Genomic DNA, 25,038 nt, shown 5'->3' with positions numbered 1-25,038 from the left:
TCTGTCTCCTTTGGCCGGTGTCATGATGGGGCTCTTAGTCTCGCCTATTAAGAGGTTGATGACGATAATGTATGTCCCGCAGGGGCGACAAGGCGCTCCAGATCGCCGTGCACAGGTATCTCTCCAAGGGCTAAATAGCCCGTGCTGCTACATTGGTAGTAGCGCCCCGGAGGTCGTGGTTGCTGGGTACGGAGCCTGGATGGGACTCATAGTCCGTAGTGGATCAGCAGACGTCGTGCTGTGGTCTTCGCCTGTATCACTATACGAGCTGTTCCCTTGGATATTGCCGCCTCAATCGGACCCGCTGTCCGGAAGCATCGGGAGATACTGCGGCTAAGCCAAGAGGAGCTAGGCGATCGGGCCGGCCTTGACAGGACATATATAGGCCAAGTGGAGCGCGGACGCCGGAATCCCACTATGGTGAGCCTCCAGAGAATCGCTCACGGCCTCGGAATTGAGCTCGACGTCCTGATCGCTACAGCGCGTGAGCTTGCAGCAGGACGCTCTTAATGCCCTTTGATTTTCCCCTTCATCCAGATCCGAAAGGCCAAATAACAGTGTGTGCCGCATGCCATGCTGCGGGGAAGGGCTGCCTAGTGGATGTCCGAGGAGGGAAGGTCAAGGGGCGAAAGACCAAGTTCCAGGTCACGCAGTCGCGGGTGATGGACTGTGCCTTTGATTCCTTTGTGCCTGGAACCGACGGCGACCCGGATCCCTCTCGGTCATTCCAGGCCTACCGCCATCAGGCTTATGCCAATGTCGCTAGCGCTGGAGACATTATCTGGCCTGTCGGATTTGAGTTGACTGATCAACAGTTGGCCAAGGTCGATGGCGATATTTATGAAATGATGGAGGCAGCAGCGCTTTGGAACGCGGCCGCCGCGTGGAATACGCTGATGGAGACGGGCGCTTGGACCAGCAAGATATTCACCCAGCCACCTCTCGCGGTTCCGACACCCACCCGCAAGGTAGCAATTGTGAAAATGGCGCGGGGCGCCGACACGACAAAGCTCCTTAACCCAAAGGCGAGATCCGAATACCAAGCATTCGAGACTGCTCTGCAATCGGGTGGTATGGAGCTGAAGCTCAGCACCCCTGACATATTGGGCTTGCGTGTCCCTGACCCTATGCCGCCTGGATTTGCGCCATTCATGTCGCCCTTGAAAGATCTCCAAGCGTCAAGTCAAGAGACGCTGGAGACAGCATGGCAGGGTATTCAGGGTACATTGGAAGGTCGCCACTTTCTCTTTGCCATTGCGGTTAAGACCAGCACCCGGAGCGATCGACTTTACCAAGCTCTCTTCGAAGCAAACGTACTGAAGTACATCTTGGGCTATGTGCTGCGTGGACCAGCCATCCGATTCCATGCGCACCTAGAGACCTTCGCAAATGCCGACGTGGTGGGCCGCTATAAGGCTGCCTCAATGACATCGCTGCTCGCCGGTGGCGTGCCCACGAAGGCAGTCGATCAGCTCTACAAAGCGTTGAGCCCGAGAGATACGGCACAAATGATACTCGACCAACTGCCGACCTATCCGCTCTGAAGGAATCAGGAATTCTGACGCGGGCGTCTCGCTGGCCCGAGGAAAGCAATCAGCTCTTCCCGGATGAGATCTGGCTCAGCCCGGATGCGGCATTCCCAAAGCTCCAGAACGTCCCATCCTTGTTCCCGAAGTGCCGCCACGTTCCGGGCGTCTCGGGTCTTATTCCCAGTAATCTTAGGCTCCCAATACTCCCGTCGGGTTTTAGGCATCAGTCCAAGCGGATGGCAGCCATGACCATGCCAGAAGCACCCTCGGACCTCAATTACCTTTCGCCGGGAACTGAGCACGATGTCAGGTCTTCCGGGGAGATCCTTGCGATGGAGCCGAAACCTGTAGCCTAGCGCATGAAGCATCCGCCGGACGGCTACCTCAGGTTTGGTGTCTTTCCCCTTGTTCGCCTGCATGTTCCTGCGGCGCCCTTCAGGCACATCCGCGAACCGCTGTTTACCCTGGCGGTCGGACTCCAGTTTTTTGTCAGTCATTGATCGGAACCACCTAGCCCTATTGTAGGATGAATTCTTCTGTGTACCTAGCCTCGTTCGCCCGGATGATCCATCCGGTAAGCCCGCCGTTATCCGCTCCCGGAGACGCAGAGCCGATCTCTGGCAGAGCTCGTGGGTTCTCAATGCTACGAATTCTGGACAGGGATCACAGATTAGGTCTGGACGTAGGCGCGCCGACAGAGAACCCTGAAAAGGAAATCCCGCCGTTCACGGGCTGCAACCCCGGCGGGATGTCTGGGAAACGAGGGAATCATGTCCATCGGCTTCATCTCTGTCAATCCGGGTTGCACCGCACGTAGTGGCGGGTGACTGCCCGGTTCGGACATACACCGTTCGAACCGACACCACCTCCCCAAACGCAATTGTTGACAACGCGGACTGCCTATCCGCGACCTTCTTTCCTTGATGCCAAGCCGGATCCGTTTGCCGATCATGTCCCGTCATGGCGTCGACATAAGCGCGCCAAATCCAGACGGACCTCAACCAAGAAACAACTGGCGACCTCAGCCGGGGTCAACGAGCCATCACCATCATTGCGCCTCGACCTTCCAGCGAATGGAGAGATTGATCCGTGGGCGGCGATCCCGCCGCTTGCGGACGTAGCGGACCGCAACAGTAAGGCGAGCGAGTCCCTCAATGAGCTGAATAAGGAGTGGACCGGGGCGCTTGCGGACATCGTCGATCTCGACAACGAGGCAGATGAGGAAGAGCGACTGGCCGTTGAAGCCGACACGGCACGGCGTAGGAAAGAGGGTCTTGATTGGCAGCCTAAAGGCGATGCCCTCGACTTGTTCCGGGCGCTGCCATCGCCATGGCAGTCCATGCTGTTGCGACGCCATGGGGGCACGGGAGCTGAAACGGCAGATGATCTTGTATTATCTCTGTCCGAAGAACCTTGCGTCCGGCAGTTTTCGGGAAATTCATGGCGACACGACGCCTGGACGGCGGTTCAGAAGCTACGGCCTATTGCCGAGGGCGTCGTCGCAATAATCCAATCCTTGATGCACGTGGACCAAGCCGCGCTGCCTCTCCTTTCGGCGTCGGATACCGACCTGCTTGGTATCGCCGAGCACGAAGCTGAGGTTGCTACGCGGACCTACATCCATCGCCTCCGGATTGCAGAGGCGCGACAGCGCCGCGCCGGACTCCATCGTGAGCGGCTCGTGGACGCCGTGGCGCGGGGGGCAGGAGCCGAAGAGCTCGCCCGACTGCACGCCGCGATTGATGAATGCTTAGATGCTGCGACGGCTGCCGAGCGCGTCAAGGAGGCCCGAACCCGGCTTGAGGCCGCTCGTGCCACAGGCATGCCGGTCAGTGAACGTCGTAAACTGCGGAAACTCCTCAAGTTAGCCGATCAGGCCCTGGATAGGGCACTGGCAGCAGCCCCCAAGGAGAGCCACCCGAGCGAGCGCGATGCGGGATCGGTTCGGCGACGTCTGCGGCGGCGTATCGGGCAAGCGGCGGTACATGCTGCCGGAATCCTTCAGCTCATCGGCGGCCCCAAGAACGAGCACCTCCCGTCCTACGTTGACCAGTGGACGCTTCATCGCTGGCGCGAGAAGCGAGCCTCGAACCGCACCTTCATGTCATCCCGTGAACTCCTTCGGACGACCGAAGATGGAAGAGAGGTCCGCATTCCGCTCCTTGAGGTAATAGAAGGCAAGCGGGAGGCCCGGAGGGCGATGTGGTATGCAATGGTGCTCGGAATGCGCGACCATGCCCGTCGCGTGAATGCGCAGATCGACCGTCGTGTCGGTGATGTCAATGATAAGCTCGTCCCACTCTTCATCACAGCGTCCTTGCCGCCGAAATGGCACCTGCATCCATCGCATGGAAGGCGCACTCCGGACCTGTCGCTGTCGCCGAAGGACGGGGTCCGCGAACTCGGGGAGCGATGGCACCGCTCATTGATGCTCCTAAGGGACAAGGGCATCATTCCTTTCGGTGTAAAGACTTACGAGCCACATACCGATGGGACGGGACACTTACATGCTATGCTCTACGCGCGAGCCCGCGACGTCGCCCAGATTAAGCGGGTTTTTGGCATGCATTGGCCTGCCACGACAAAACAGGAGGAGAACAGGCGGGCAGAAGGGAGCTTTGATGGTGGCCCAGCTCTGAAGGTCAAGGATTGGGACGGCAACGGCGTCGCCGATCCAACAAGTTACGTCATGACGTATGTCCTCAAAGGGCTGGATGCCGAAGGTGATCGATCTCCGGACTCGGATGATGACCGAGTCGCAACTGAAGCTGCTGTCGCTTGGGCATCCTCCCTTGGCGTCCGTCGCTTGTCGATCGTCGGGCTGACAAGAGGCATTATGGGGCGATGGGAGGACCTGTTTCGCTACGTCCGGGGCGAGCATGTTCACGAATGTCCGCGGTCCCGCGCCGTCATCCGAGCGATGCGCAAAAAACAATGGGCAACGGCTCTCGCTCTGCTAGGCGCATTCCAAGATCGGTCAGAGGCGAAGCGGCGGCCGAGGCTCGTTGCATATCACGAAATCCGTGAGAACCGCTGGCAAGAACAGGTGAGGCTGCGTGCAGGTTGGCTGCACCCCCGAACTGATCAGGTCATGGCAGTGCGTCGTCCCTACGCTTGGGCCATTGTTACGATCGAAGAGACCAGCGACACAGGGGAGCGCGAAGCAGGGCAGAGCGACGTTGAAGCATTGGGAAACAGCGGACTTTCAAATGTCGTTAGTTACCCAAGGGGCGGCTCCTTGGCCTCTTCTTCCGGGGGCGATCCACCCCGTAGCATGCCTTCGGCGTCGCCGCTCGCCCCTCCGAGCGGTTGCCCAGCAGACGACGCCATCAGCATAGACAAGATCCAATCCCTAGGCCGCCTTGGCTAGGGTAGGGGCATGCATTGCTTCAATGCCTAGTCAGAAAACAGGTATTGGTCGGCATCCGGATCCCAATTCTGCGCATCGAATGCCTCGACTTTGTCACGCTGCCGCTGTTCCCTTCGGCGTCGTAGCTCAATCTTTTCGGCCTCGTACTCGAAGAATGGCTTCACTGCCGCTTTCAGATTCCAGCGCCGGGCAGATGATAAGGACGCGACCGCGGGAATTTCCTCAAGAAATTCGATGGCCTGCTCTGCCCGTACGAATTGTCGTGTTCCCAAATAGCGCTTGACCTTCCGCAGATCCGTCATCTTCTGCGAGAGATCGGCTCCGGAGAGGCCCTTGGCATGCCCTAACCAGCGCTCGTAGTCCTCCGGAATCTTGGGTTCGATGTCGGGAATGTCACCGCGGGAATGCGCAAGCAGGCAGTCGCCGAGACTTTTCGCCAATGGCGGCGGAACGGCATTCGCGACCATCAGCATCTTGTCCGCCTTCGTTACAGAACGCTTCCGCGGCTTACGACCCTCCGCCTTGGGAGGTGCGTCGGGAAGCTTAGGATCCCAATTCCATGTATTTGGGAAGCCCGCGAGCAGCGCAAACTGAGGGAAGCCCAGCCTGGGAAGCGATTGGACGTCCTGAATGTCGTCTCGTCGCGGTACGTAGCCTGAGGCTGGACGGCTGAATGACGACCGCACGATTGTCGCGCAGGAACGGTCGGTGCGACGGGTTCCAGCAGATTGTGCCCCGCCAGGCGCTTGCCAATACAGACGCCTACCTCCAACCATGAGTCCGAAATCTGGACCCAGCACATCGGCGACGGTCATTTGTTCCCGTGCCTTGGCGGCGAGGAGATAACCCAGCATAAAATTGTCGGCTTCATCAAGACAGCCGATGCATAGGAACCGACGCCGGTTCTGAGCCGAACCGTAATAGCTAGCGTTCACGATTGTTTCTGTGATGCCGTAGCCAGCTCGTCTTATCATAATTATGAAGCGTCGATAGACGTTTGATCGCCGGACGCCCGGAACATTCTCCAAGACGAAATACCGCGGCCGTGCAGTCGCGATGATGACGCCATATGCCTCGGTCAGTCTTGCTCGGGGATCATCATCGCCTAATTGTTTCCCGGCCGCTGAGAAGGCTTGGCACGGTGGCCCGCCAACTATGATGTCTGGAGCGAGTTCCGCGATATCCGGAGCTACTGTAAGCAAGTCCAGAAGATCACCTTGAACGTGACGACGCGGGCGTCGAATTCCATGGGGGCGGAGCAGCCCACCCTCCCGGATGTTGGCTTGGTGAACGGCAAGGGCCTTTTCCTCATAGTCATACGACGCAACTACCCGATGCCCTGCTCGGACCATGCCTAGGGCCATGCCGCCTGCTCCGCAGAATAGGTCGACTACGCGCATCACTTTTCAATCCAATGACTTCATTCACTGCTGAGTCCGGCCCAGCACTTCGCCGCGCATAGTGAAGCCTATTCACTAATGAAGTCTGCTCGGAGCCTATTGGATCGGCTCTGATGCTAAGCGGAATTGTGTTCCATCCTACCTTAGGGGGCTCCCTCGGAGCCACCGTCCCGCTTCGCTGATCCTCCGATGAGTGCAGGAGGACCCGCGGCCGTCACAAGGCACGCTTCGCTCTTCGGCCTTGTGACGACCGCAGAACCCCCTTGCCCGCATACTCCGGGCGAAGCGGGACGGTGGCTCCGAGGGAGAGACCAACGGACAGGGAGGAGCCTGCCCTGAAGGGCGAAAAGTCCGTCAAGGGGCTTCGCGAACGGTTTCCAAGGGAGAGGACCTACTGATCACGCCCGAGTATGAGCCGCCACTAACCGTACGGCGGCCGCGGTAACGCGCCCCACAAAGGTTGCGATGGTCCGCCGTCCCACATCACTGCTGTCTCAGATGCGATCCAAGTCTCTGGCGGCAAGAGTCGAGATGTAGCGGGCGAGATCTTGCGCCTCCTGCTCCGCATCCATCAGTTCCGGCTTGTCGAAGTACTTGTTGAAGACACCTGCGGCGCTTGCGTTGAAGAGCAGGTCATAGGCCACGCTTGGAGACGCAGTGACCTCGATCAGGTGATCGAAGACATGAGCCTCGAAAGCCTCGTACCGGACCTTGAAGGCCTTGAACGTAGCGACGTCGGAAAGCGGCCCCATGGTCAGCTCCTCCGGTCGCCGTAGATCGGACGAAGATCCTGGACGGCGGCCCGCTGGATTTCGTCCAGCCTCTCCCAGGCGTCGATAGGATCAGACAGGGTCGGGTTCGTGTCCTGGAGCCGGTTGAGAATGAGACCAACGGCAAGCCGGACAGTCGTCGACCCCGTAACCTCCTCAGCCGAAGTCTCTCCGGCAGCAACGGCTTCTACCTTCTCCTTGATCTGTTCGTACATCGGTTCATCTGCGTATGCCACTACAGCCACTCCCAAAAATACAAAGGGCGATCAAAGGGCCGCCCTACTGGTATTCATTATACTTCATCTGTATTATCTGTAAATGTTGCATTCTTTATACCTAGAAGATCTCCAGGTATCAACTTTGCAACATTTTAATACTTAATTGACACCTGCTTTATTTGGAACAAGACCGGAGGGAGGACCATCGCTCCCGACCCCATCCGCGGCGTCGGCCAACTCAGCCTCAGCCTCAGCCTCAGCCTCAGCCTCAGTGCGCCACGCCCCGAAGACGACCTCCTCCTTAGCCCGTGGACGCACATGCAGACGAAGCCGGTGAAGGTGCCCCGCTTGGACGCAGCTCATGACCCAATCGCGTGTCACGGGATCATCGAGCCGAGCAAGCAACACATCGAGCGCATCGTCACGCGCAGCCGGTCGCGCCAAGTCCTTCATCAGTCGACCGATCGGAGGACTCACCGAGTACCGACCGACGCCGTGTCTCTCCCACGGACCAGGCGGCCCACCACGCTCGTACTCCGTGATGTATGCCTCCTCTCGATCCCCACAAAGGAAGCGGATCATCGACACCTCTTCGTCGGTTAGACGGAACGGGAACCGCGATGGGAATAAGGACCGGAGCCCCGCCATCACCAGAGACGACATCAGGGACGACAGGAAGCACACCGCGAACAGGACCTCACCGCGTAGAGGACTCCCAACACCTCCACCGGACCGCCTGACAGCAATGTGTCCCCGTGCCCGGGCAAGCTCACCACACCCCACCTTCTCCGCAGCCTGCTTCATCACACCCCCTCCTTCAGATCGTTCGTAGCCACTTCCTCCAGGTCACGGACGGCATCGAGTTGTCGCCGTAGCCGATCACGCTGCCGCCCGACGTCTCCTGCCGAGAGGACCGCATTCTCTGCACGTTGCTCTGCCTCCCGGCGCCGCTGCACTTCCTGCATCACTCGTTGATCCAGCTCCTCAGCACGGCGCCGTTCACGTTCGACGTCAGCAGCCGCAGCTCGTCGAACAGCCTCTTCGATCGAGGAGCGCCGGAAGCCGTCCAGGAACCCGCGCAGCCGACCGCCCCAAGTCAGCGCCCGGGACACCTCCGCCCGAGCGGAAGCAAGGATTCGATCAGCCTCCGCCTTTGCCCTGGACAGCACACCCCGAGCCTCCCGCTCGCGCTTCTCCGCGGCGTCGTGCATCCTCTTCGCCTCCTCCGCCTGACGGAGAGCGGCGGCCTTCAGGGACTCGACCTGTTCCTTCGTCGTCGACACGACCTCGTCTGCACGTAGACGAATCCTTGAGGCCCTCTCCTGGGCGGTCTTCACGGACGCCACAGCAGCTCGCTCGGTCTGCCATTCATCACGAGACAGACGCCGCTTCCCAGGGCCGAGGCGAGTAAGACCGGACGGCAGGCCTACAGCCTGCCAATAAGAATCCTGCCAAGCCCGCATGGCCTTCTTGTACGCGACGTCGCCGCGCCGGTTCATCGCCTTGCCGTCCTCCCCATCCTGAGGACCAGCCTCCTTGATCAGTCGCTTGGCCTCGACGCCTGGATGCAGGCGGGAGGCGCGCAGATCACCAAGCAGGATGTACGCGTGGATGTGCGGGTGGCCCTCGTCTTCGTGCCTGATCACCGACAGGAGGGCATCTCCGTACTTGGCACGCAGCCACGCGACGGTCCGGGCTTCCCATGCCTCGACATCAGCCCGAACGTGAGGATCAGACCGCATCTCGTCCATCGTCGCAGGATGAGAGGCAACCACGGTCGCGAGCGTCTTCTGATCGCTCCGGACAGCCCTGTGCTTGCCGTTTGCCAGTGTCACCTTCGCGGCATCGCAGGCCTCATCGTGGAGCTGTCGAACCTCCGCAACGGGAACACCGAAGACCACCTTCGGCGCCTCCGGCTTCTCGACGTGCGGCGTCGCCCCAGGCTTCCGGTCTGCCTCGTCCAAGATCCACGACACGGACCTTCCCGCCTTGCACGGTTTCCGTGCGTAGAGCTCCAAGTGGACGAACTGGAACGCCATCAACGACGGACCTTGTCACTGCCGGAGGGGATTCCAGGAATGAGCCTTTGCATCTCCGTATCGTGAGCCAAAAGGAGTCCTGCGATCATGAACGGCAGCCCCTCATAGCTGCCTTCATCCCAGCAGGCATCGAGAGCAGCCTGGACGCGAGCAACCGTCTCCGCATGCACGTCCAAGACCAGTGCCATATCGGTGAAGTTCAGTTTGATCGTAGCCATCGCACCCTCCACGTGGACCATCCCACTGGGAAAGCGTGACTCGGAATTTTCGCCGGCGGAATAGGTGTAGTGACCGACTACAGCTAGTTCCGCCAACCTTCGGTCGTCTCCATAGCCGTCGGCGCTCCGCGGGCCCTGCCGGAGGCCTCTCCGAGAGGTGCTCATGGGGCATCGCCCCGCCGCACGGCTCCCAATAATTCAAGACCGCCATGGGGTCGATGAAGCGCCCGACAAGCGCTTCCCCAAGGATAGTGTGGAAGGGAAGCTCTCGATTGCCCTATATGTGCGGTATCTGAACTCAAGCGCCGCCAGGGCCTTTATGATCCCGATTACACCCTCTCTGTCGATCGATGAAAACGAGATCGAGGAGACGTTCATTCGTTCCTCCGGACCCGGGGGGCAGCACGTGAACACGAGTTCAACAGCCGTCCAGCTTCGGTTCGACGCCCGGAGATCGCGTTCGCTCCCGGATGACGTTGCGGTTCGCCTTATGAAGATTGCGGGCAGCCGTCTCACCCAGGACGGCGTCATCGTCATAACGGCCCAGACCCATCGGAGCCAGCAGAGGAATCGCGAGGAGGCACTTGCTCGACTTGTGGACTTAATCCGGCAGGCCACGGTTCGCCGGAAGACTCGCCGCCCCACGAAACCGACAAAGGCATCTATGGAGCGCCGTCTTCAATCCAAAGAGAAGCGTTCCTTGATCAAATCAGGGCGACGTACAAAGTTCGCTTCTGAGTGATATAGAAAATGCTGTGCTGTGTCGCTTCCGCCTAGGAGTGCGCTATGCGCGACGAGCACTGCCTTTCATCCCAGAGCAGTGAACGGAGTTCATTGCGCGACTGCCCAGAGCACTGCTAGCAGGATTATGGATCCATACTGGGGCTCTATCGTAACTAAATTCCATGACATTGCTTATAACTGTTGCTGGCCGGGATTTCGCCCTTGCCTGCTCTGATCTCCGGATAACCGCAGAAATCAATAAACGCATCGTCATTCAAGACGAGCATTTCAACAAGCACATCCTCTTCGCCCGGGATAACCTAAACGCCAATATTTCATTCACTGGCGTCGCCCGCTGGCGCAGGGGGCTTCAAACCATCAATCTCTACGACGTCATTTCTGAATCGCTGGCACGCGCTCCCGCTGGCATCAAATTGGGACCGCTGTGTATTCATCTGATAGACGACATCGAAGTCGCATTTCAGGCGCCGGTATTTCGGGGCGTTGATAAGTGGCTTGAGTTGCATCTTCTGAGCCGCCACAGCGCGATCGGCGTTCCGATGATCATGGTTATCTCGAATTATCGAAAGGTCGCGCCATGGTCCCAATCAGGGTCAGAGGACGCACTTGAGTGGGAGGGGGCTCATAAGGGATACAATATCTACTTTAAGGTCTTTGCCGATGACACTGACGTCATCTTCGGGGGTTCGGACCAGTTTGTCCCGGATGCCGACCGAACTCGAATTAAAGGTATTGTCTCACGGGGTGCCGATGCTTTCGACGTGTCTCGATTGGCCTCTGCAATTATCAAAGCGGCTGCACGCCGCACATCAGTAATAGGGTCACAGGCAGTTTCGATGGTGTTTCCAGAAAGCGGATATATTGACACGAACCTCTGGAACCGCACCGCGAATTCGATTATTGGCTTCGTGCCTCGCATGGTTATGCCGAATGGCACGATGATGGGGCCATCCCAATTTCCGGTGCAGTTGGCATTGATAACCGATGGCTATCTGCCAAGGCATAGCCTCTTCTTTAGGTCAATCGTGCAAGACGCTTTCCCTCGGAGACGCGATCGGCGGCTAATCCGGCGTCATTCTAAAGGCTTGGCTATACCTGGGCTTATGGGACTTCTGTCGCTGAATCTGTTTGGCCAAGTCGAGGACGGTTACACGGACTTTGGCCTTAACAGTTCAGGTTGACCCTCCCTGGGACGGTCGAGTCCACACCCAACAGGTAGGTTTTTGGAGAGAAAAAAAACCTTGTTTGCTATCTTAAAACGTGGATCAGGCGTTTGGGGGTAATGGCGGCTCCTGACACGTTGCCGAACGGCGCTCTGTAGTTCCTGCCAAGGGTAGTGGTAACTTATCAAGGTTGCGGGTTGCATAGGAGATCAGCAAAAGCGTCCGACATGGGTTCCATAGTGTCGATTTCTGCGAATAGAAATTGACCAGAAGAATTTACTTCAAGAAAGAATAGCTCTCCATCTGAATTCTCAATGAGATCAATGGCACCGTATTTTAAGTTAAGTCTATGCATTAAATCTCGCAAGCTATCGACAATGACACTTGAAATATTAGTCTTTTTCGCTTCCGCAGAAACATCAAGCCTCCAGTCATCAAGTTTGCGGACGGCTTCGTTGTTGATCACGATCTCATGAGCGAAGACTGTTTCGCCAATAATGGTAATTCGATACTCCTTTTCTCGCGTTATACGTTTCTGAAATATAGCCGGTGCAAGCTGAAGATCCGGAAGGAGGGGATCATACTCTGAAAACATCCGTCTCGTCTCGCCAAATGTATTTTTGGGAGAAGTAAGAGATTTGAATATTACATCTCCGTCATGCTTTCTGATAAATTGTTTAGCAGCATCAGATTGATTGGTAATGCAATAATCTGGAACTTTAAGGCCCGCTTGTTGTGCTTCCCAGAGTTGAATAGGTTTCTTGTTCGCTCTAAACTCGGCATCAGGACGATTTATAACTGCATAGCTCGTCGACAGGGCTATGCTGTCGAATGAATGCGTTGCCTCGCGGTGAGCAAAATTGCGACTATTGGCATCGACAATGGCGCTATCAATCCGCGGTGCCCCAGGCCGACGCCACCAAAGGGACAATACATCGTCTGAGCAGATCTCTCCATTTTCGCTTTGTATACGCCATCCGGAAGGGCTGATAGTGAGCGTATAGTTTATAGGAAAGTCCTCTCCATCCACGACCCAGCAACGAATTGCCGGATAGCGCAGTCGAATAGACCGAGCAACCGAAAGTGCATGCACATCGTTAGATGGAGCAATGACAAGAACACAGGTCATGAGGGGAGGCATCTTTGTTAGGTTATGGGCGATACTACTTTGGGAGGCAGAAGCATGTGGCAAGTAAAGTCAGGTACTTACAAGGATTGGTGAGCTGCGGGTAAATACCTGACTTGCCCTCAATTTTGGCGCAGGCACCAAGTTGTGCATAGAGCCTGCTGCGTCAGATAAGTCCGCTAATTCTCTGTTTTATCGTCTGTTTTTGAGTCAGATTTTTCGTCACTATCGTTCGGTGTCGTGGCGCCGGCAGTAGTATAGTTGGTAGTTACGGTGGTGGCTGTTGCAGGTAGAAAGAAGGGGTCAGCATTCGAGTTCAAGTCGAATGTTGAAGAGACCAGTTCCTTCAGAAAAGCAGTCCGGCGATTTTGCACCTCATCCAAGGAAGCATCATCACTTGGAATTGCGGTGGACTCAGTGAAAGATGGTGTCCGTAGAAAGAATGGAATCCGCTCTATGTCCGATGCTCGCACGTCTTGGCCATATCGACTTGTAAGTTCAGTGAGGCAATTCTGAGAATGATCAAAAGTCACGACAAGTGATTGAACATCTTCCTTGTGAGCAAATACGAACGAAACCGTAACGCGACCAGCTTCTGTGCTTGGAATGGAACCAGCCCAAATCACTTTCGCTTCCGGGTTCTTGTCTTGTGCTTTTAACAGTTCATCCCGAACGGATTCGAAGCGTAGCGCTCGTAAGATGTTAGACTGATCAAGAGAAATTCCGCCGGCTGCCTTGCTAGTGAAATTTTCCAACAACTCACTGGGTCGAACATGGAGCATGGAGGCCTCCTGTTGAGTGCTACGCCCCAATCAATTTCAGTCTTATGGCAGCCGAAATTGATCCTAAGCTCTCACAGTGAAGCTGGATTGTCTACCTAACCCTATCGGCTAGTAGTCTATCAGAGCTTGGGCGCCCTCATAGCAAGATTGCCGCTATCCTGTGGCCTTATGCCAATGGCGCTCGGGGACTTAGAGTTCTTGTTCGCCAGTCGGATCGGCTCCCTCCGAAAGTTGTTAAGAAGTCGGTAGAATGCGTTATGTAAAGTAGCAAAACATCAACAAGGTCGCCACCGCCGTCCAGTTGCGGTTCGATGCGCGTCGCTCGCGCTCGCTGCCCGATATGGTCGCCATCCGCCTGATGAAGCTTGCCGGAAGCCGCCTCACCAATGACGGCGTCATCGTCATCACCGCCCAGCGTTTCCGCACCCAGGAACGCAACCGGCAGGATGCCCTGGATCGCCTTGTCGAGATGATCCGGCAAGCGACAGAAGTGCCGAAGCCGCGCCGTGTCACCAAGCCGACCCTGGCGTCCAAGCAGCGGCGACTGGAGGCGAAGGGCCGACGCTCGGATATCAAGAAGGGGCGGGGGGCGAAGCCGGGTTTCGATTAGGTAAGGGTGCGATCAGTTCAGCCCTTCGCGTGCCCGCGGACGTTCGCCCGAGCAGGCCCGCCGGAAACCGGCAGTGCTTCCAAGCCTGTCGGGCTGATAGATGTCTCACAGCCGTTTCCGGATCAGGATCCATGTGGCGGTGAGGGCGATCAGGAGGAACAGGATTGCGCCCGTCCACTCGAAAAGCCTATCGGCCCGCGCAGTTGCGGCCGGGGCGGTCCGGTCTCGCCTTTTTCCTCGATGACAGGTGCACTGCCCGCGGCCCGAATCATCGATCCCGAGCCTTCCCTGCCGGGAAACATCGTGCCATAGGGGATCCGGCTGGTGGAGAGATCCTGTCGCATCGCTGCTCCGAGGGCTTCATCCAGGCAAGGCCGAACCGTCAGATAACCCGCCCTTCGCGGCGGTTTTCAGGACGCCTGCGGCTTCATGCCTGGGGATAGTGCCCAAGGCTGTGGAGCATTTCCCGTTCCTTGACCCCTTAAAAGCCTTGTCGTGCTAGAGCACGACCCGGCAAAAGGATCGGCTGAACGGCGAAGCCAGTTTTCAGACCGCACGAGAGAGGCGAATGAAGGTCGGCATTGACATGGGACAGATCTCCTCCGCGCCCGGAGGAACGGCGGCATTGCTCGATCTCGAGGAGTTGCTGGCGACGCGTCTGCTTGTCCAGGGCAATTCCGGCTCCGGCAAGTCGCACCTGCTGCGTCGCCTGCTCGAGCAGAGCGCGCCCATGGTCCAGCAGGCCGTGATCGACCCGGAGGGCGATTTCGTCACGCTCGCCGACAAGTTCGGCCACGTGGTGGTGGATGCCGCCCGCAGCGAGGGCGACCTTCAACGCATCGCGGCCCGCGTGCGCCAGCACCGGGTCTCCGTCGTGCTGAATCTGGAAGGGCTCGATACCGAAGCGCAGATGCGTTGCGCGGCGGCCTTTCTCGGCGGGCTCTTCGATGCGGAGCGCGACCTCTGGTATCCCATGCTCGTGGTGGTCGACGAGGCGCAGCTTTTCGCACCCGCCGCCGCCGGCGAGGTGTCGGACGAGGCCAGAAAAGTCTCCCTCGGCGCCATGACTAACCTCATGTGCCGCGGCCGCAAGCGTGGGCTTGCGGGCATCATCGCGACGCAGCGCCTCGCCAAGCTCGCCAAGAACGTGGCGGCGGAAGCCTCCAACTTCCTCATGGGCCGCACCTTCCTCGATATCGACATGGCTCGCGCGGCCGATCTTTTAGGCATGGAGCGCCGCCAGGCGGAAATGTTCCGCGACCTGGAGCGCGGTCATTTCGTGGCCCTCGGCCCCGCCCTGTCGCGCCGCCCGGTGCCGATCCGTATCGGTAACGTGGAAACCTCGGCCCGCAGCGGCAGCTTCAAGCTTCTTCCTCTGCCGGAGCAACCAGCGGAGGATGCCCGCGATTTGATCTTCAAGGCGGGCGAGGGCGAGCTTGCCGCGCGTCCCGTGATGCAGCGCCGCGCGCCGCCCCCGCCGCCGCCTGCCACCAACGATCTCCTGGCCCAGCTCGCCCGCACGCGCCCCGCCGCCGCGCCGGAGCCCGGGCCGGAATTGACGGAGGAAACGAAGGCCGAGCGCGAGGCGGCGCTCGACGCCATCCTGCGCGAGATCCTCGGCGATCCCGAGGCGGCGTTCCGCACGGTGGCCGTGCTCTATCAGGATTTCCTGGTCCGTTGCCGCATCCGCCGCGTCAATGGCGAGCCGCTGAACCTTCCCGCTTTCCGCCGCCGTCTCGCGGTGGCGCGAGCGGGCGTCAACACCGCCACCGCCGAGGGCTCGGAATGGGACCGCGCGGTTGCTTTCGCCGCCGATCTGGAAGAGGACATCCAGGGCGTCTATTTGCTCCTCGCCCGCGCCGCGATGGAGGGTTCACCCTGCCCTCCGGACGGCGAGATCGCCCGCGCTTGCGGCAGCCGCTCGCCCGGCCGCGCCCGCCGCCTCGTCGCCTATATGGAAACCCGCAACATCGTGGTCACCCGCAACGACCCGCGCGGGCTTCGCATCATCGCGCTGCCAGATCTCGGCTGGGAGACGGGCCCCGGCGACCCCAACGCCTTCGAGGAGCCGGCGCCCGCGAGCGGCCAGGATCTGTTCGCGCTGGGTTCGTGAGACCCTCCGTTTCGCTCGATAGAGACGAGCGAAACGGATGCTGCCCGGTTTCGGACGAGGCGTGTCGGCGCTTAAGCCGCCACGTCGAACATCGCGATGCGTCCGCCCGTAATCGGCTCCTTGACGCCGGTCGTGAGCGGGAAGCTGATCGGCATACCGCGAAGGGCACGAACAGCGAGAAAGGCGAAGCATTCTGCCTCCACCGCATCGCCGCGCCAGCCGACCTCTTCGGCCATGACCGGCTCGACCTTCGCGCGTTTGCGAATTTCGTTGACGAGCGTCGGGTTCCGCCGTCCGCCGCCGCTGAGGATGAGACGCGGCGGGCGCTGCGGCAGGAGGTCGAGCGCCTTGCCTACGGCGCCTGCGGTGAAGGCGGTGAGCGTCGCAGCCCCGTCCTCCAGATTCAGCCCGTCGGCCATGGCAGCGGTGAAATCGTTGCGGTCGAGCGACTTGGGATAGGCCGCCATCAGGTAGGGATGGTCGAGAAGCCGGGCGAGGCGTACTTCGTCCACGGTTCCGCTTGCCGCGATGAGGCCGTCCCGGTCCATGTCGCCGCGGCCATGCCGGCCGATCCAGTCGTTGAGCGGCGCATTGGCCGGCCCGGTATCGAAGGCGATCATCGTGTCGCCGCCCCACCAGGTGACGTTGCTCACGCCGCCGAGATTGAGAACCGCCGCATTCGGCTTGGCGTCGATGCTGCGCAGCAGCGCGACATGGTAGCTGGCGGCGAGCGGCGCTCCCTGTCCGCCCGCGGCCATGTCGGCGGTGCGGAAATCGAACGCTACGCTCGTTCCGACGAGCTTGGCCATCAGCGCGCCGTTGCCGAGCTGCCGGGTCTTGCCGTGGCGCGCACCGTCGGGGGCGCGATGCAGCATGGTCTGGCCGTGAAAGCCGATGACCGCTATGTCCGACGGCTTGATGCCTTCCTTCGCGAGAAAAGCCGTCACCGCCGTCGACTGCGCGCGAGTCAGGGCATCTTCCGCCTGCGCAAAGATGGCCGGCTCGGGCCCTTCGAAATCCCAGTCGCGGGCCTGCTCCATGGCATCCCGGAGGAGGGGACGGAGTTCCGGCGGATAGGGCGCGAGCGTCCAGGGCCCGAATTCCTGAACCGTCTCGCCGTCCGTTCTGATCAAGGCGATGTCGATATTGCCGTCGAGGACGGTTCCCGTCATCAATCCGATGGCCCAAACTGACGTCACGACATTCTCCATTTTACGAATCGGGCGAGCCGGCTCCGCTCATTCCGGCCACCGAAGCCCGCAAGGAAGCGGGCATCTTATCGTCGGCCAAGGCAATCACAACGCCTAATCCGATGAGATGGCCAAGCCCAAGAAGATCTTTTGCCGCTCTTTCGCAAAGCGGTTTCCCCCCGCCGCTTCATGCTCTAAAAGGCGGTGCGATGTTTCCTTTGTATTTCCTCCGTCATGGCGAAACCGAATGGAACCGGGCCGAAAGGCTGCAGGGCCATCTGAACTCACCCTTGACCGAGAAGGGGCAGCGGCAGGCGGCGATGATGGCCTCTATCCTGCTCGAGGAACTCGGCCCCCGGCCCGCCTTTCGCCTCGTCTCCAGCCCGCTCGGGCGGGCACGTCAGACGGCGGGTTTCGTCAGCGAGGCGCTGGGCTTGCCGATTGAGATCGACCCGCAGCTTGCCGAACTCACCATGGGTTCGTGGGATGGCCTCACGCGTCATGAGATTCAGACGCGTTGGCCGGAAAATTTCGAGGGTGCATCGGATCACGACTGGTATTTCCGCTCTCCCGACGGCGAGAGCGTCGATGACGTCCGCGACCGCGCGAGCGCGTGGCTTGAAACCGTGAGACAGCCGACCATCGCGGTGGCGCACGGCCTTCTCGGCAAGATCCTGCGCGGGGTCTATGCGGGGCTCGACAACGAGGCCGCATTACATCTCTCCGAGCCGCAGGACACCGTGTTTCGAATGCAGGGCCGGACGATCACACGGCTAGCGCATCGCGCGGAAAAGTGGACCCGGTTTTCCGCATACAACGATGCGCCGCTTTAAGAATGAGCATCAGATCAATCCCAAAAGTGGACTCCACATTTGGGATTGATCTGATGCTCTAAGGGCGGGCGAAACCGTCGCCTGAGCCAGGAGCAAAACGTCTTTGGGATGAGGATGAACGCCATGCAGAACGACCGCCTGAGCCTCGATGAGATCGCCCGCCGCGTGGATGCCAAGAGCAAGGCCTTCTGCGATTCGAGCGACCGCATCTGGGCCATGCCTGAACTGGCCTTCGAGGAACATCGCGCGGTCGAAGAGCAGATCGCGATGCTCGAAACTGAAGGCTTTCGCATCACGCGCCATGTGGGCGGCATGGCCACCGCCTTCATCGCGGAGGCCGGGCAGGGCGGACCCATCGTCGGCATCCTGGGAGAGTTCGATGCGCTGCCCGATCTGGCGCAACAATCGAGGACGACGGAGCACGCGCCGACCAAGTCGGGCACGCCCGGCCATGGCTGCGGCCATAATCTTCTCGGCTCGGGTTCCGCGCTCGCCGCCGTTGCGCTGAAGGATGCGCTGGAGGCGGAGGGCGTCGCCGGCACGGTGCGCTATTACGGCTGCCCGGCGGAAGAGAGCGGCTCGGGCAAGACCTTCATGGCGCGTGCGGGCCTGTTCGACGATCTCGACGCGGCGTTCTGCTGGCATCCGAATGTCATCAACGAAGTCTCGACCACGAGTTCGCTTGCTTGCGTGCAGGCATATTTCCGCTTCAAGGGCCGCGCGGCGCACGCAGCCGCCTCGCCGCATCTCGGACGCAGCGCGCTCGATGCGGTGGAGCTGATGAATGTGGGCGTCAACTACATGCGCGAGCACATGCCCTCCGATGCCCGGGTACATTATGCCACCACAAATACGGGCGGCATTGCGCCGAACGTGGTGCAGGCCTATGCGGAATCGCTCTATCTCGTGCGCTCGCCGCATCTGCCCGATGCGATGACCTTGTTCGAGCGCGTCAAGAAGATCGCCGAGGGTGCGGCCTTGATGACGGAGACGAGCGTCGAGGTGCAGATCACGGACGCGACCTCCAACATTGTGCCGAACAAGGCGCTGCAGGAGGCCATGTACGAGAACATGCGTCGCCTCGGGCCGCCCGCTTTCGACGCGGCGGACACGGCCTTCGCGGACAAGCTGCAGAAGGCCGCGCTGACGGCGGCGGACATTCAGGAGAGCGTGAAGACGCACGGCTCAGCCCTCAAGGGCAAGGTATTGCACGACGGCGTGCTCGCCATGCCGGAGCGCGAAGGCGTAATGATGGGCTCCACCGATGTGGGCGACGTGAGCTGGGTCGTGCCGACGGCGCAATGCCATGCGGCCTGCTTTGCCATCGGCACCGCCTTCCACACCTGGCAGCTCGTCACGCAGGGCAATCTGCCGGCCGCGCACAAGGGCATGGTGCTCGCCGCCAAGGCCATGGCCTCCACCGCCGCCGATTGCCTGCGCAACCCGGATCTTATCGTCCGCGCCAAGGCGGAATTGCGGGAGCGCACCGGTGGCCGCCCCTATATCTGCCCGATTCCGGATGACGTGACGCCGGAGGATCTGCGCAGCAAGGCGGCGTGACCGTGAAAATTGTTGCGGCCGGATGGTCCGGCCGCAATCATCGACCCTCGATCGGTGGCATCCAGTTCGAGCGCCGATCCGGATGCCGCAATGGCAGGCATGCTGCCCTCGGACTTGATGTAAGTCTCATCAATGTGCCATTTGCGGCTGGCAGCCCGCTTGTGACGATTGAAGCAATCGAGCAGTTTTAGCGGTGGCTTCCTCCAGTGCTCCTGTGGGTAGTGCCGCCATATTGCCCATGAAGCGGGGAACCGGATCTCGTCATAGGCTTGCACACGCCGCCGATCCTTTGCTCGCCTCGAATACAGGGTCTCGTCGCAGAAGTCGTTTGTGCGAAAGCGGTTCCACCGAGTGCTACCAGGAGCAATCCCGCAGATATTAGTCCTGCTGCTGCTTTCATAGAAGTCTCCCTCGTTAGCCCCCACAGAACGTGTTTTGCTTTTGACTCAACATCGGTCTGAGGATTCCACAGCGGAGCCCTTGACAGGACCGTCAACGGCACGAAATGGCGGCAGCCCAGTCAAGCCTCACGCTGAACCTGAATGCGACCGTGTCACCTTTGCTGTCGATCGCCCGGTAGAGATGGCACACAATGCGGCCAGTGCCGGATTGCGGGGAGGTCCCTTTACAGCGGCCCGTGCCCGGACCACACCGGGGTGGTGTGCTTCTCAAAGAGTAGTTCATGCCGACCTGTTGCGAATATTACCGAACGATTTTTCATTCAATTTCAGCGAGTTGCGAAAAGCCTGAACCGAGCGTGCGAGACAGTTCAGGACGTGCTGCATAACCGCGGAACTGAGGACCAAGTCATGGAACTCAGCATGGGCAGATCCAATGATGCAAGTTCAAAGGCGCGGTGGAGCAGTCGCTCAAATACACGGCAAGGCATAAAAATACTCGTCAGCCGCAATTGCGTCAATTGGTGCTCACAGTCAGCTATGACGCAGCCTCACGGGTCGATCTTCCTGAAGAGGAAAATTGAGAGGACTATCAATTAACGAGATCGTGACACGATGTGGACGTAGGCGAGGGCATGAACCAACCCGTGATCCTCATGATGCCCGCGTCCGATTTCCCACTGACGTGTTCAGCTACGCCGTGTGGCTCTACGTCCGGTCTCCTTTGAGACTGAGGTCAGAGCTGCCCATGGGACCATCGCGGCCCAGAATGCCAAGGCTTGGTTCAGGCGCGTCGGTTATGCCCTACACCGATCCCGCTTTGGCATCGGTGCCGATCCTTGCCCGCGAAGGCGGGGTGCCGGTCAAAGAGCACTTTGCATAGAGGCCCGGACCTTCGGATCTTCTTGCATTTCAGCAAGGTTGTCTTGGCATTAGCAGGGGTCGCGCTTGCATGGGTGCAACCCTATCTTGAGGCGATCTCACTGTATGGAGAGCGCTATGAAATTGACCGGAATTCACCACCTGACCGCCGTGACCGCCGACGCACCCGGCAACCACGACTTCTACACCAGGGCGCTGGGCATGCGGCTCGTCAAGAAGACGGTTAACCAGGACGATGTGAGCGCCTACCACCTGTTCTATGGCGACGGTCAGGCGTCGCCCGGGTCCGATATCACCTTCTTCGACTGGCCGGTCGAGCGGGAGCGGCGCGGCACCCACAGCATCGTGCACACGGCGCTTCGCGTGAACGGCGAAAAGACTCTGCAATGGTGGAAGGACCGCTTCGACGCCCATCATATCGCTCATGGCGGCATTATCGAGCGCGACGGGCGTCTCTGGATCGATTTCGAGGACCGGGAAGGCCAGCGCCTCGGCCTCGTGGACGATGGTGGCAAGGGCGACGAATCCCATCCCTGGGATCGTAGCTCCGTCCCGCCCGAGCACCAGATCCGCGGACTCGGCCCCATCACGATCAGCGTGCCGCAGATCGAGCGCACGGCGCTGGTCCTGACGGCGGGCATGAATATGCGCGCCGCGCGGGAATACCGCCGGGGCGAGAGTCCGGTCCATGTGTTCGAAATGGGGGAGGGCGGCCCGGCGGCCGAGCTGCACGTGGCGGTCGAACCGCATCTTCCTCCGGCCCAGCCCGGCGCCGGTGGCGTTCACCACGTGGCGTTCCGTACCCCCGACGAGCAGACCTATCAGGACGCGGCGGCGCGCCTGCAGGCCATGCGCGCGCCTTCGAGCGGCCCGGTCGATCGCTATTACTTCAAGAGCCTGTATTTCCGCGAGCCGAACGGCATTCTCTTCGAGATCGCGACGGACGGCCCGGGCTTCGCCACCGACGAGCCCATGGACAAGCTCGGCGAACGCCTCGCCCTGCCGCCTTTCCTCGAGCCGCGCCGGGCGCAGATCGAGGCGGGTCTGAAGCCCCTGTAATGTGTTTCCGCCCGCGCCGTCGGGCGGAAAACTTTCCGATAAACGCAATGTTATTCCTAATTGAACGGAGTGGTAAGTTCTGACACGATCCGCCCCGCCTGCAGTCAAGCTGCGGAAAAATGGGGGCTGTCCGGATGTCATTCTTTCAATGGCCGCGCGCGGCGGTTCTGGCTTCCGTTTTGACCCTGGCGAGCGGCGCTTTCGCGCCGGCGCCGGCACAGGGCTCCGGCAACGCCCTGACCATGCGAGAGCGGATCGACAAGCTCCTGCCCGAATTCGAAACCTACCTGCAATCCAGCATGAAGAGTTTCAAGGTGCCGGGCGTTGCTATCGGCATCGTGCATGACGACAAGCTGATCTACGCCAAGGGTTTCGGAGTCAGGCGGCTCGGCAAGCCCGATGCGGTGAGCCGTGACACGACCTTCCAGATCGGCTCGACGACCAAATCCTTCCTGGGTACGACGCTGGCCCAGGCGGTCGATGCCGGGAAACTGACCTGGAGCGACCGCGTCTCGGATCTGATGCCGGAATTCCAGCTCAGCGACCCTTGGATCGGGCGCGATTTTCGCGTGCTGGATCTCGCCGCCCAGCGCAGCGGGCTCACACCCTATGTGAATGACGGCCTGAGCATGCTGGGCTACGACAAGGCGACGCTCATCCGCTCGTTGCGGGAAGCGCCGGTGACGACGTCCTTCCGCTCGGACTTCTCCTATACCAACATAACGCATATTGCTGCGGGCGATCTTCTCGCGAAGAAGGCAGGCGTTTCGTCCTGGACGGAAGTGGTCAAAGCCGGCGTTCTCGGCCCCTTGGGAATGGCCTCGACGACGGCGACGCCGGAGGCGATCGAAATGGCCACCGATCATGCGACCGGTCATCGCCGGACGCAGGTCGATCCTGTGCCCGTGCCGTTCCACGCCTCGTTTCCTTACGCGTTCGGCGGGGCGGGAGGTCTCAATTCCAATGTCCCCGACATGGCGCAATGGCTGCGGATGCAGCTCGGGCGTGGCCAGTTCGAGGACCGCATCATCGTGTCGGAGAAAAACCTCGACGTGACCTGGACGCCGCGCGTCGCGCTCAACGAACGCATGTCCTACGCGATCGGCTGGGTCGTGAGCGCGACGCCGCACGGGCGCATCATCTGGCACAATGGCGGCACTCTGGGCTTCGGCGCCCATGCCGGTTTCCTGCCGGACCGGGATGTCGGCATCGTCATTCTCACGAATCTGGAGAATACGGGCTTTCCGGATGCGCTCGCGCAATGGTTCTACGACCGCGTTCTCGGCAACACGACTGTCGACAATGTGGCGCTCGCTCTCGAGGCTGCACGGGCCCGGGAAGAAGAAGAGCGCCGGAAGGCACCGAAAGCCGCGCCCGCTTCCGCATCGCAGGATCTGTCGGCACTCAGCGGTGCCTACGCATCGCCCATTCTGGGCGAGGTCACCGCCAGCGTGATCGGGGAGAAGCTCCGGCTCAGGCTCGAAGAGACCGAAGCGGTGCTGACTCTGGAGCCGCTCGGCGCGGATACCTTCAATGCCCGTCTCGACCCGACAGGAGACTATGCTCCGGTGGTTGCCATGACGGGCGACGAACCGCTGACGCAGATCCGGTTCGAAAGGGACGGCAACGGCGCGGTCAAGCGCATGCGGTGGCTCTCACCGAGCCTGCCGCAGGTCCTGGAGCGGCAGTGATGGCCATGAAAGAGACAGTCATGACTGTAATGAAACGCTCCATCCTCGCTGCAACGATCCTCGCGGCTTTCGGCCTGAACGGCGCAATGGCCCTTCCGCGCACGTCACTCGCGCCTGGCGGCGGGTTTCACGTGCCAGTGCAGATGGGTCTGTTCGAATTGTTCGTCGATGACGATTCTTACGTCCATGACCAGCATTACGACTGGAACCAGTACCGCAATGCCACGAGCCGCAAGGAGCGCATCCGGGACTATTACCTGATGCAGAAGGAAGCGGAGAAGGATTACTGGCGGGCGCAGAAGAACATGCAGAAGAACATGATCAAACGCCAGCGCGGCTGGTAGCGTCAGAAGCGGACACCGCCTTTGCGGCAGAAAATGCCTTAGCCTTTTTCCGACAGAATGCCTTCGACGATATCGACCACGGCTGCCGCTTCCTGAAAGGTCGCAAGGCGGCAGGGTTCTCCGTCGAGAAGCCTTGCGAGTTCCGCGATCTGGTTGCCGGCCGACGACGAGCGTTCGATATCACCGCTGGCATGACGCAGGCGGTACCAGTCGCTCATGATGGCGGAGCCCTTCGAGCCCTTGACTTCGAACTGGTTGAAATCGTCGATCTCACCCTCCACCGCGCCGTCGATGGTCAGGCGGCAACGAGCGAACTGCAAAGTCGCCTCCATGCGCGTCTCTGCGCCCGAAGGGCCGCGCTCTACTTTCTTCTCGATCAGCCTGGCGAGGCCGAAGAGGCGCAGCGCCAGAAAGATGAAGTGGGATACGACCTCGCGAGTGAATCCGCCCTGTTCGGGGCCCGCGAGCCATCCCGCCGCGCCGTGCTGCCAGCCGCGCGGCCAGGTCTTGAACCGGACCTTGAGCTGCGCCGAGAGATCGTCTCCCAGCGCCCCGGTCTCGATGAGTTCCTTCAGCCGCAAGGCAGCGGGAGCCGTCGCGAAAGGGAAGTTCACGGCGGAGGGCACGCCCGCATTGAGCGTGGCCTCGACGCAGGCCTTCGCGGAGGCGGGCGAGGCGGAGAGCGGCTTCTCGCAGAAGATCGCCTTGCCCGCATCGGCTACGGCGCGGACGAGTTCCTCATGGGTCGCAGGCGGCGTGGCGACGTAGATGCAATCGATGGCCGGGTCGGCAATCAGGTCTTGAACGTTTTTTGCGCGCGGCACGTCGATTTCGACCGGGCTCGGATCGTATCCGGCGATCACCTCGAATTGCGGATTGGCCTTGAACTCCCCGATCATCCGGCGGCCGATGATGCCGAGCCCCAGAACGCCGATGCCATGTGTCATTGCGATGCCCTCATCCTTGTGGTGAGCGCGTATAGACACCCGGTATGCGGAG

Annotated in this window: 22 protein-coding genes and 1 pseudogene; 12 read left to right on the top strand and 11 right to left on the bottom strand. The window is 60.2% G+C overall.

Going from position 1 to position 25,038, the window contains the following annotated elements; genetic code table 11:
* Positions 1 to 240: 240 nt before the first annotated feature.
* On the top strand, positions 241 to 510 hold the full coding sequence (locus AB4Y97_RS03620; RefSeq protein ID WP_441997636.1) for a helix-turn-helix domain-containing protein: 270 nt from the start codon (positions 241 to 243) through the stop codon (positions 508 to 510).
* The gene (locus tag AB4Y97_RS03615) at positions 510 to 1,544 is read left to right on the top strand and encodes a Cfr10I/Bse634I family restriction endonuclease (RefSeq protein WP_441997635.1); all 1,035 of its coding nucleotides are present in this window, start codon (positions 510 to 512) and stop codon (positions 1,542 to 1,544) included. Before AB4Y97_RS03620 ends, AB4Y97_RS03615 begins: the two co-directional genes overlap by 1 nt.
* A gap of 5 nt (positions 1,545 to 1,549) precedes the next feature.
* Here the strand turns inward: AB4Y97_RS03615 and AB4Y97_RS03610 are convergent, their stop codons facing one another.
* Positions 1,550 to 2,026 carry a very short patch repair endonuclease gene (locus AB4Y97_RS03610; RefSeq protein ID WP_441997634.1) on the bottom strand — a complete coding sequence of 159 codons (477 nt, stop codon included), beginning with the start codon at positions 2,024 to 2,026 and terminating at the stop codon, positions 1,550 to 1,552.
* Between the two features lie 554 nt (positions 2,027 to 2,580).
* On the opposite strand from AB4Y97_RS03610, the gene AB4Y97_RS03605 reads away from it, so the two are divergent.
* On the top strand, positions 2,581 to 4,899 hold the full coding sequence (locus AB4Y97_RS03605; RefSeq protein ID WP_441997633.1) for a replication endonuclease: 2,319 nt from the start codon (positions 2,581 to 2,583) through the stop codon (positions 4,897 to 4,899).
* 26 nt (positions 4,900 to 4,925) lie between these two features.
* Here AB4Y97_RS03605 and AB4Y97_RS03600 read toward each other — a convergent pair whose 3' ends face one another.
* From AB4Y97_RS03600 to AB4Y97_RS03575, 6 genes are all read right to left on the bottom strand, one after another.
* Positions 4,926 to 6,299, bottom strand: coding sequence for a DNA cytosine methyltransferase (locus tag AB4Y97_RS03600; protein ID WP_441997632.1), 1,374 nt, complete (start codon positions 6,297 to 6,299; stop codon positions 4,926 to 4,928).
* A gap of 494 nt (positions 6,300 to 6,793) precedes the next feature.
* Positions 6,794 to 7,051 (bottom strand): hypothetical protein, encoded by a 258-nt coding sequence (locus tag AB4Y97_RS03595; RefSeq protein WP_441997631.1) that lies wholly within the window; start codon positions 7,049 to 7,051, stop codon positions 6,794 to 6,796.
* Between the two features lie 2 nt (positions 7,052 to 7,053).
* Positions 7,054 to 7,284, bottom strand: coding sequence for a hypothetical protein (locus tag AB4Y97_RS03590; protein WP_441997630.1), 231 nt, complete (start codon positions 7,282 to 7,284; stop codon positions 7,054 to 7,056).
* Positions 7,285 to 7,446: 162 nt separating this feature from the next.
* Positions 7,447 to 8,091, bottom strand: a complete 645-nt coding sequence (locus tag AB4Y97_RS03585; protein ID WP_441997629.1) for a hypothetical protein — start codon at positions 8,089 to 8,091, stop codon at positions 7,447 to 7,449.
* On the bottom strand, positions 8,091 to 9,326 hold the full coding sequence (locus AB4Y97_RS03580) for a hypothetical protein (protein ID WP_441997628.1): 1,236 nt from the start codon (positions 9,324 to 9,326) through the stop codon (positions 8,091 to 8,093). Before AB4Y97_RS03580 ends, AB4Y97_RS03585 begins: the two co-directional genes overlap by 1 nt.
* Complete coding sequence (locus AB4Y97_RS03575; RefSeq protein WP_441997627.1) at positions 9,326 to 9,544, bottom strand: hypothetical protein; 219 nt, start codon at positions 9,542 to 9,544, stop codon at positions 9,326 to 9,328. Before AB4Y97_RS03575 ends, AB4Y97_RS03580 begins: the two co-directional genes overlap by 1 nt.
* Positions 9,545 to 9,707: 163 nt before the next feature.
* On the opposite strand from AB4Y97_RS03575, the gene arfB (AB4Y97_RS03570) reads away from it, so the two are divergent.
* Together arfB (AB4Y97_RS03570) and AB4Y97_RS03565 are read left to right on the top strand one after the other, a co-directional pair.
* Complete coding sequence (gene arfB / locus AB4Y97_RS03570; RefSeq protein ID WP_441997626.1) at positions 9,708 to 10,286, top strand: alternative ribosome rescue aminoacyl-tRNA hydrolase ArfB; 579 nt, start codon at positions 9,708 to 9,710, stop codon at positions 10,284 to 10,286.
* A 163-nt stretch (positions 10,287 to 10,449) separates the two neighbouring features.
* A complete protein-coding gene (locus AB4Y97_RS03565) occupies positions 10,450 to 11,469 on the top strand; it encodes a hypothetical protein (RefSeq protein ID WP_441997625.1) in 1,020 nt (339 codons plus the stop codon).
* Positions 11,470 to 11,635: 166 nt separating this feature from the next.
* Here the strand turns inward: AB4Y97_RS03565 and AB4Y97_RS03560 are convergent, their stop codons facing one another.
* Positions 11,636 to 12,580 carry an ATP-grasp domain-containing protein gene (locus tag AB4Y97_RS03560; RefSeq protein WP_441997624.1) on the bottom strand — a complete coding sequence of 315 codons (945 nt, stop codon included), beginning with the start codon at positions 12,578 to 12,580 and terminating at the stop codon, positions 11,636 to 11,638.
* A gap of 176 nt (positions 12,581 to 12,756) precedes the next feature.
* On the bottom strand, positions 12,757 to 13,359 hold the full coding sequence (locus AB4Y97_RS03555; RefSeq protein ID WP_441997623.1) for a hypothetical protein: 603 nt from the start codon (positions 13,357 to 13,359) through the stop codon (positions 12,757 to 12,759).
* A gap of 268 nt (positions 13,360 to 13,627) precedes the next feature.
* Here AB4Y97_RS03555 and arfB (AB4Y97_RS03550) point away from each other — a divergent pair.
* Positions 13,628 to 13,969, top strand: a pseudogene (arfB, locus tag AB4Y97_RS03550) (alternative ribosome rescue aminoacyl-tRNA hydrolase ArfB); the annotation flags it as partial.
* Between the two features lie 568 nt (positions 13,970 to 14,537).
* Positions 14,538 to 16,082 (top strand): helicase HerA domain-containing protein, encoded by a 1,545-nt coding sequence (locus AB4Y97_RS03545; RefSeq protein WP_441997622.1) that lies wholly within the window; start codon positions 14,538 to 14,540, stop codon positions 16,080 to 16,082.
* Positions 16,083 to 16,153: 71 nt separating this feature from the next.
* On the opposite strand, the gene AB4Y97_RS03540 is transcribed toward AB4Y97_RS03545, so the two are convergent.
* Entirely contained in the window at positions 16,154 to 17,281 is a 1,128-nt protein-coding gene (locus AB4Y97_RS03540) for an anhydro-N-acetylmuramic acid kinase (protein ID WP_441997621.1), read from the bottom strand.
* A 200-nt stretch (positions 17,282 to 17,481) separates the two neighbouring features.
* On the opposite strand from AB4Y97_RS03540, the gene AB4Y97_RS03535 reads away from it, so the two are divergent.
* The 5 genes from AB4Y97_RS03535 to AB4Y97_RS03515 all read left to right on the top strand — a co-directional run bounded on the left by AB4Y97_RS03535 (position 17,482) and on the right by AB4Y97_RS03515 (position 24,039).
* Entirely contained in the window at positions 17,482 to 18,105 is a 624-nt protein-coding gene (locus tag AB4Y97_RS03535) for a histidine phosphatase family protein (protein WP_441997620.1), read from the top strand.
* Between the two features lie 123 nt (positions 18,106 to 18,228).
* Entirely contained in the window at positions 18,229 to 19,665 is a 1,437-nt protein-coding gene (locus AB4Y97_RS03530; protein WP_441997619.1) for a M20 family metallopeptidase, read from the top strand.
* Positions 19,666 to 21,062: 1,397 nt separating this feature from the next.
* Positions 21,063 to 22,004, top strand: coding sequence for a ring-cleaving dioxygenase (locus tag AB4Y97_RS03525; protein WP_441997618.1), 942 nt, complete (start codon positions 21,063 to 21,065; stop codon positions 22,002 to 22,004).
* A 134-nt stretch (positions 22,005 to 22,138) separates the two neighbouring features.
* Complete coding sequence (locus AB4Y97_RS03520; protein ID WP_441997617.1) at positions 22,139 to 23,695, top strand: serine hydrolase domain-containing protein; 1,557 nt, start codon at positions 22,139 to 22,141, stop codon at positions 23,693 to 23,695.
* Positions 23,696 to 23,715: 20 nt separating this feature from the next.
* The gene (locus tag AB4Y97_RS03515) at positions 23,716 to 24,039 is read left to right on the top strand and encodes a hypothetical protein (RefSeq protein WP_441997616.1); all 324 of its coding nucleotides are present in this window, start codon (positions 23,716 to 23,718) and stop codon (positions 24,037 to 24,039) included.
* 38 nt (positions 24,040 to 24,077) lie between these two features.
* Here the strand turns inward: AB4Y97_RS03515 and AB4Y97_RS03510 are convergent, their stop codons facing one another.
* Positions 24,078 to 24,986, bottom strand: coding sequence for a Gfo/Idh/MocA family protein (locus AB4Y97_RS03510; RefSeq protein WP_441997615.1), 909 nt, complete (start codon positions 24,984 to 24,986; stop codon positions 24,078 to 24,080).
* Between the last annotated feature and the right edge of the window lie 52 nt (positions 24,987 to 25,038).

Source organism: Microvirga sp. 2TAF3 (genome assembly GCF_052114965.1).
Taxonomy (GTDB): Bacteria; Pseudomonadota; Alphaproteobacteria; order Rhizobiales; family Beijerinckiaceae; genus Microvirga.
Note: the sequence above shows the minus strand (reverse complement) of the source record. Positions and strands in the feature narration are given on the sequence as shown.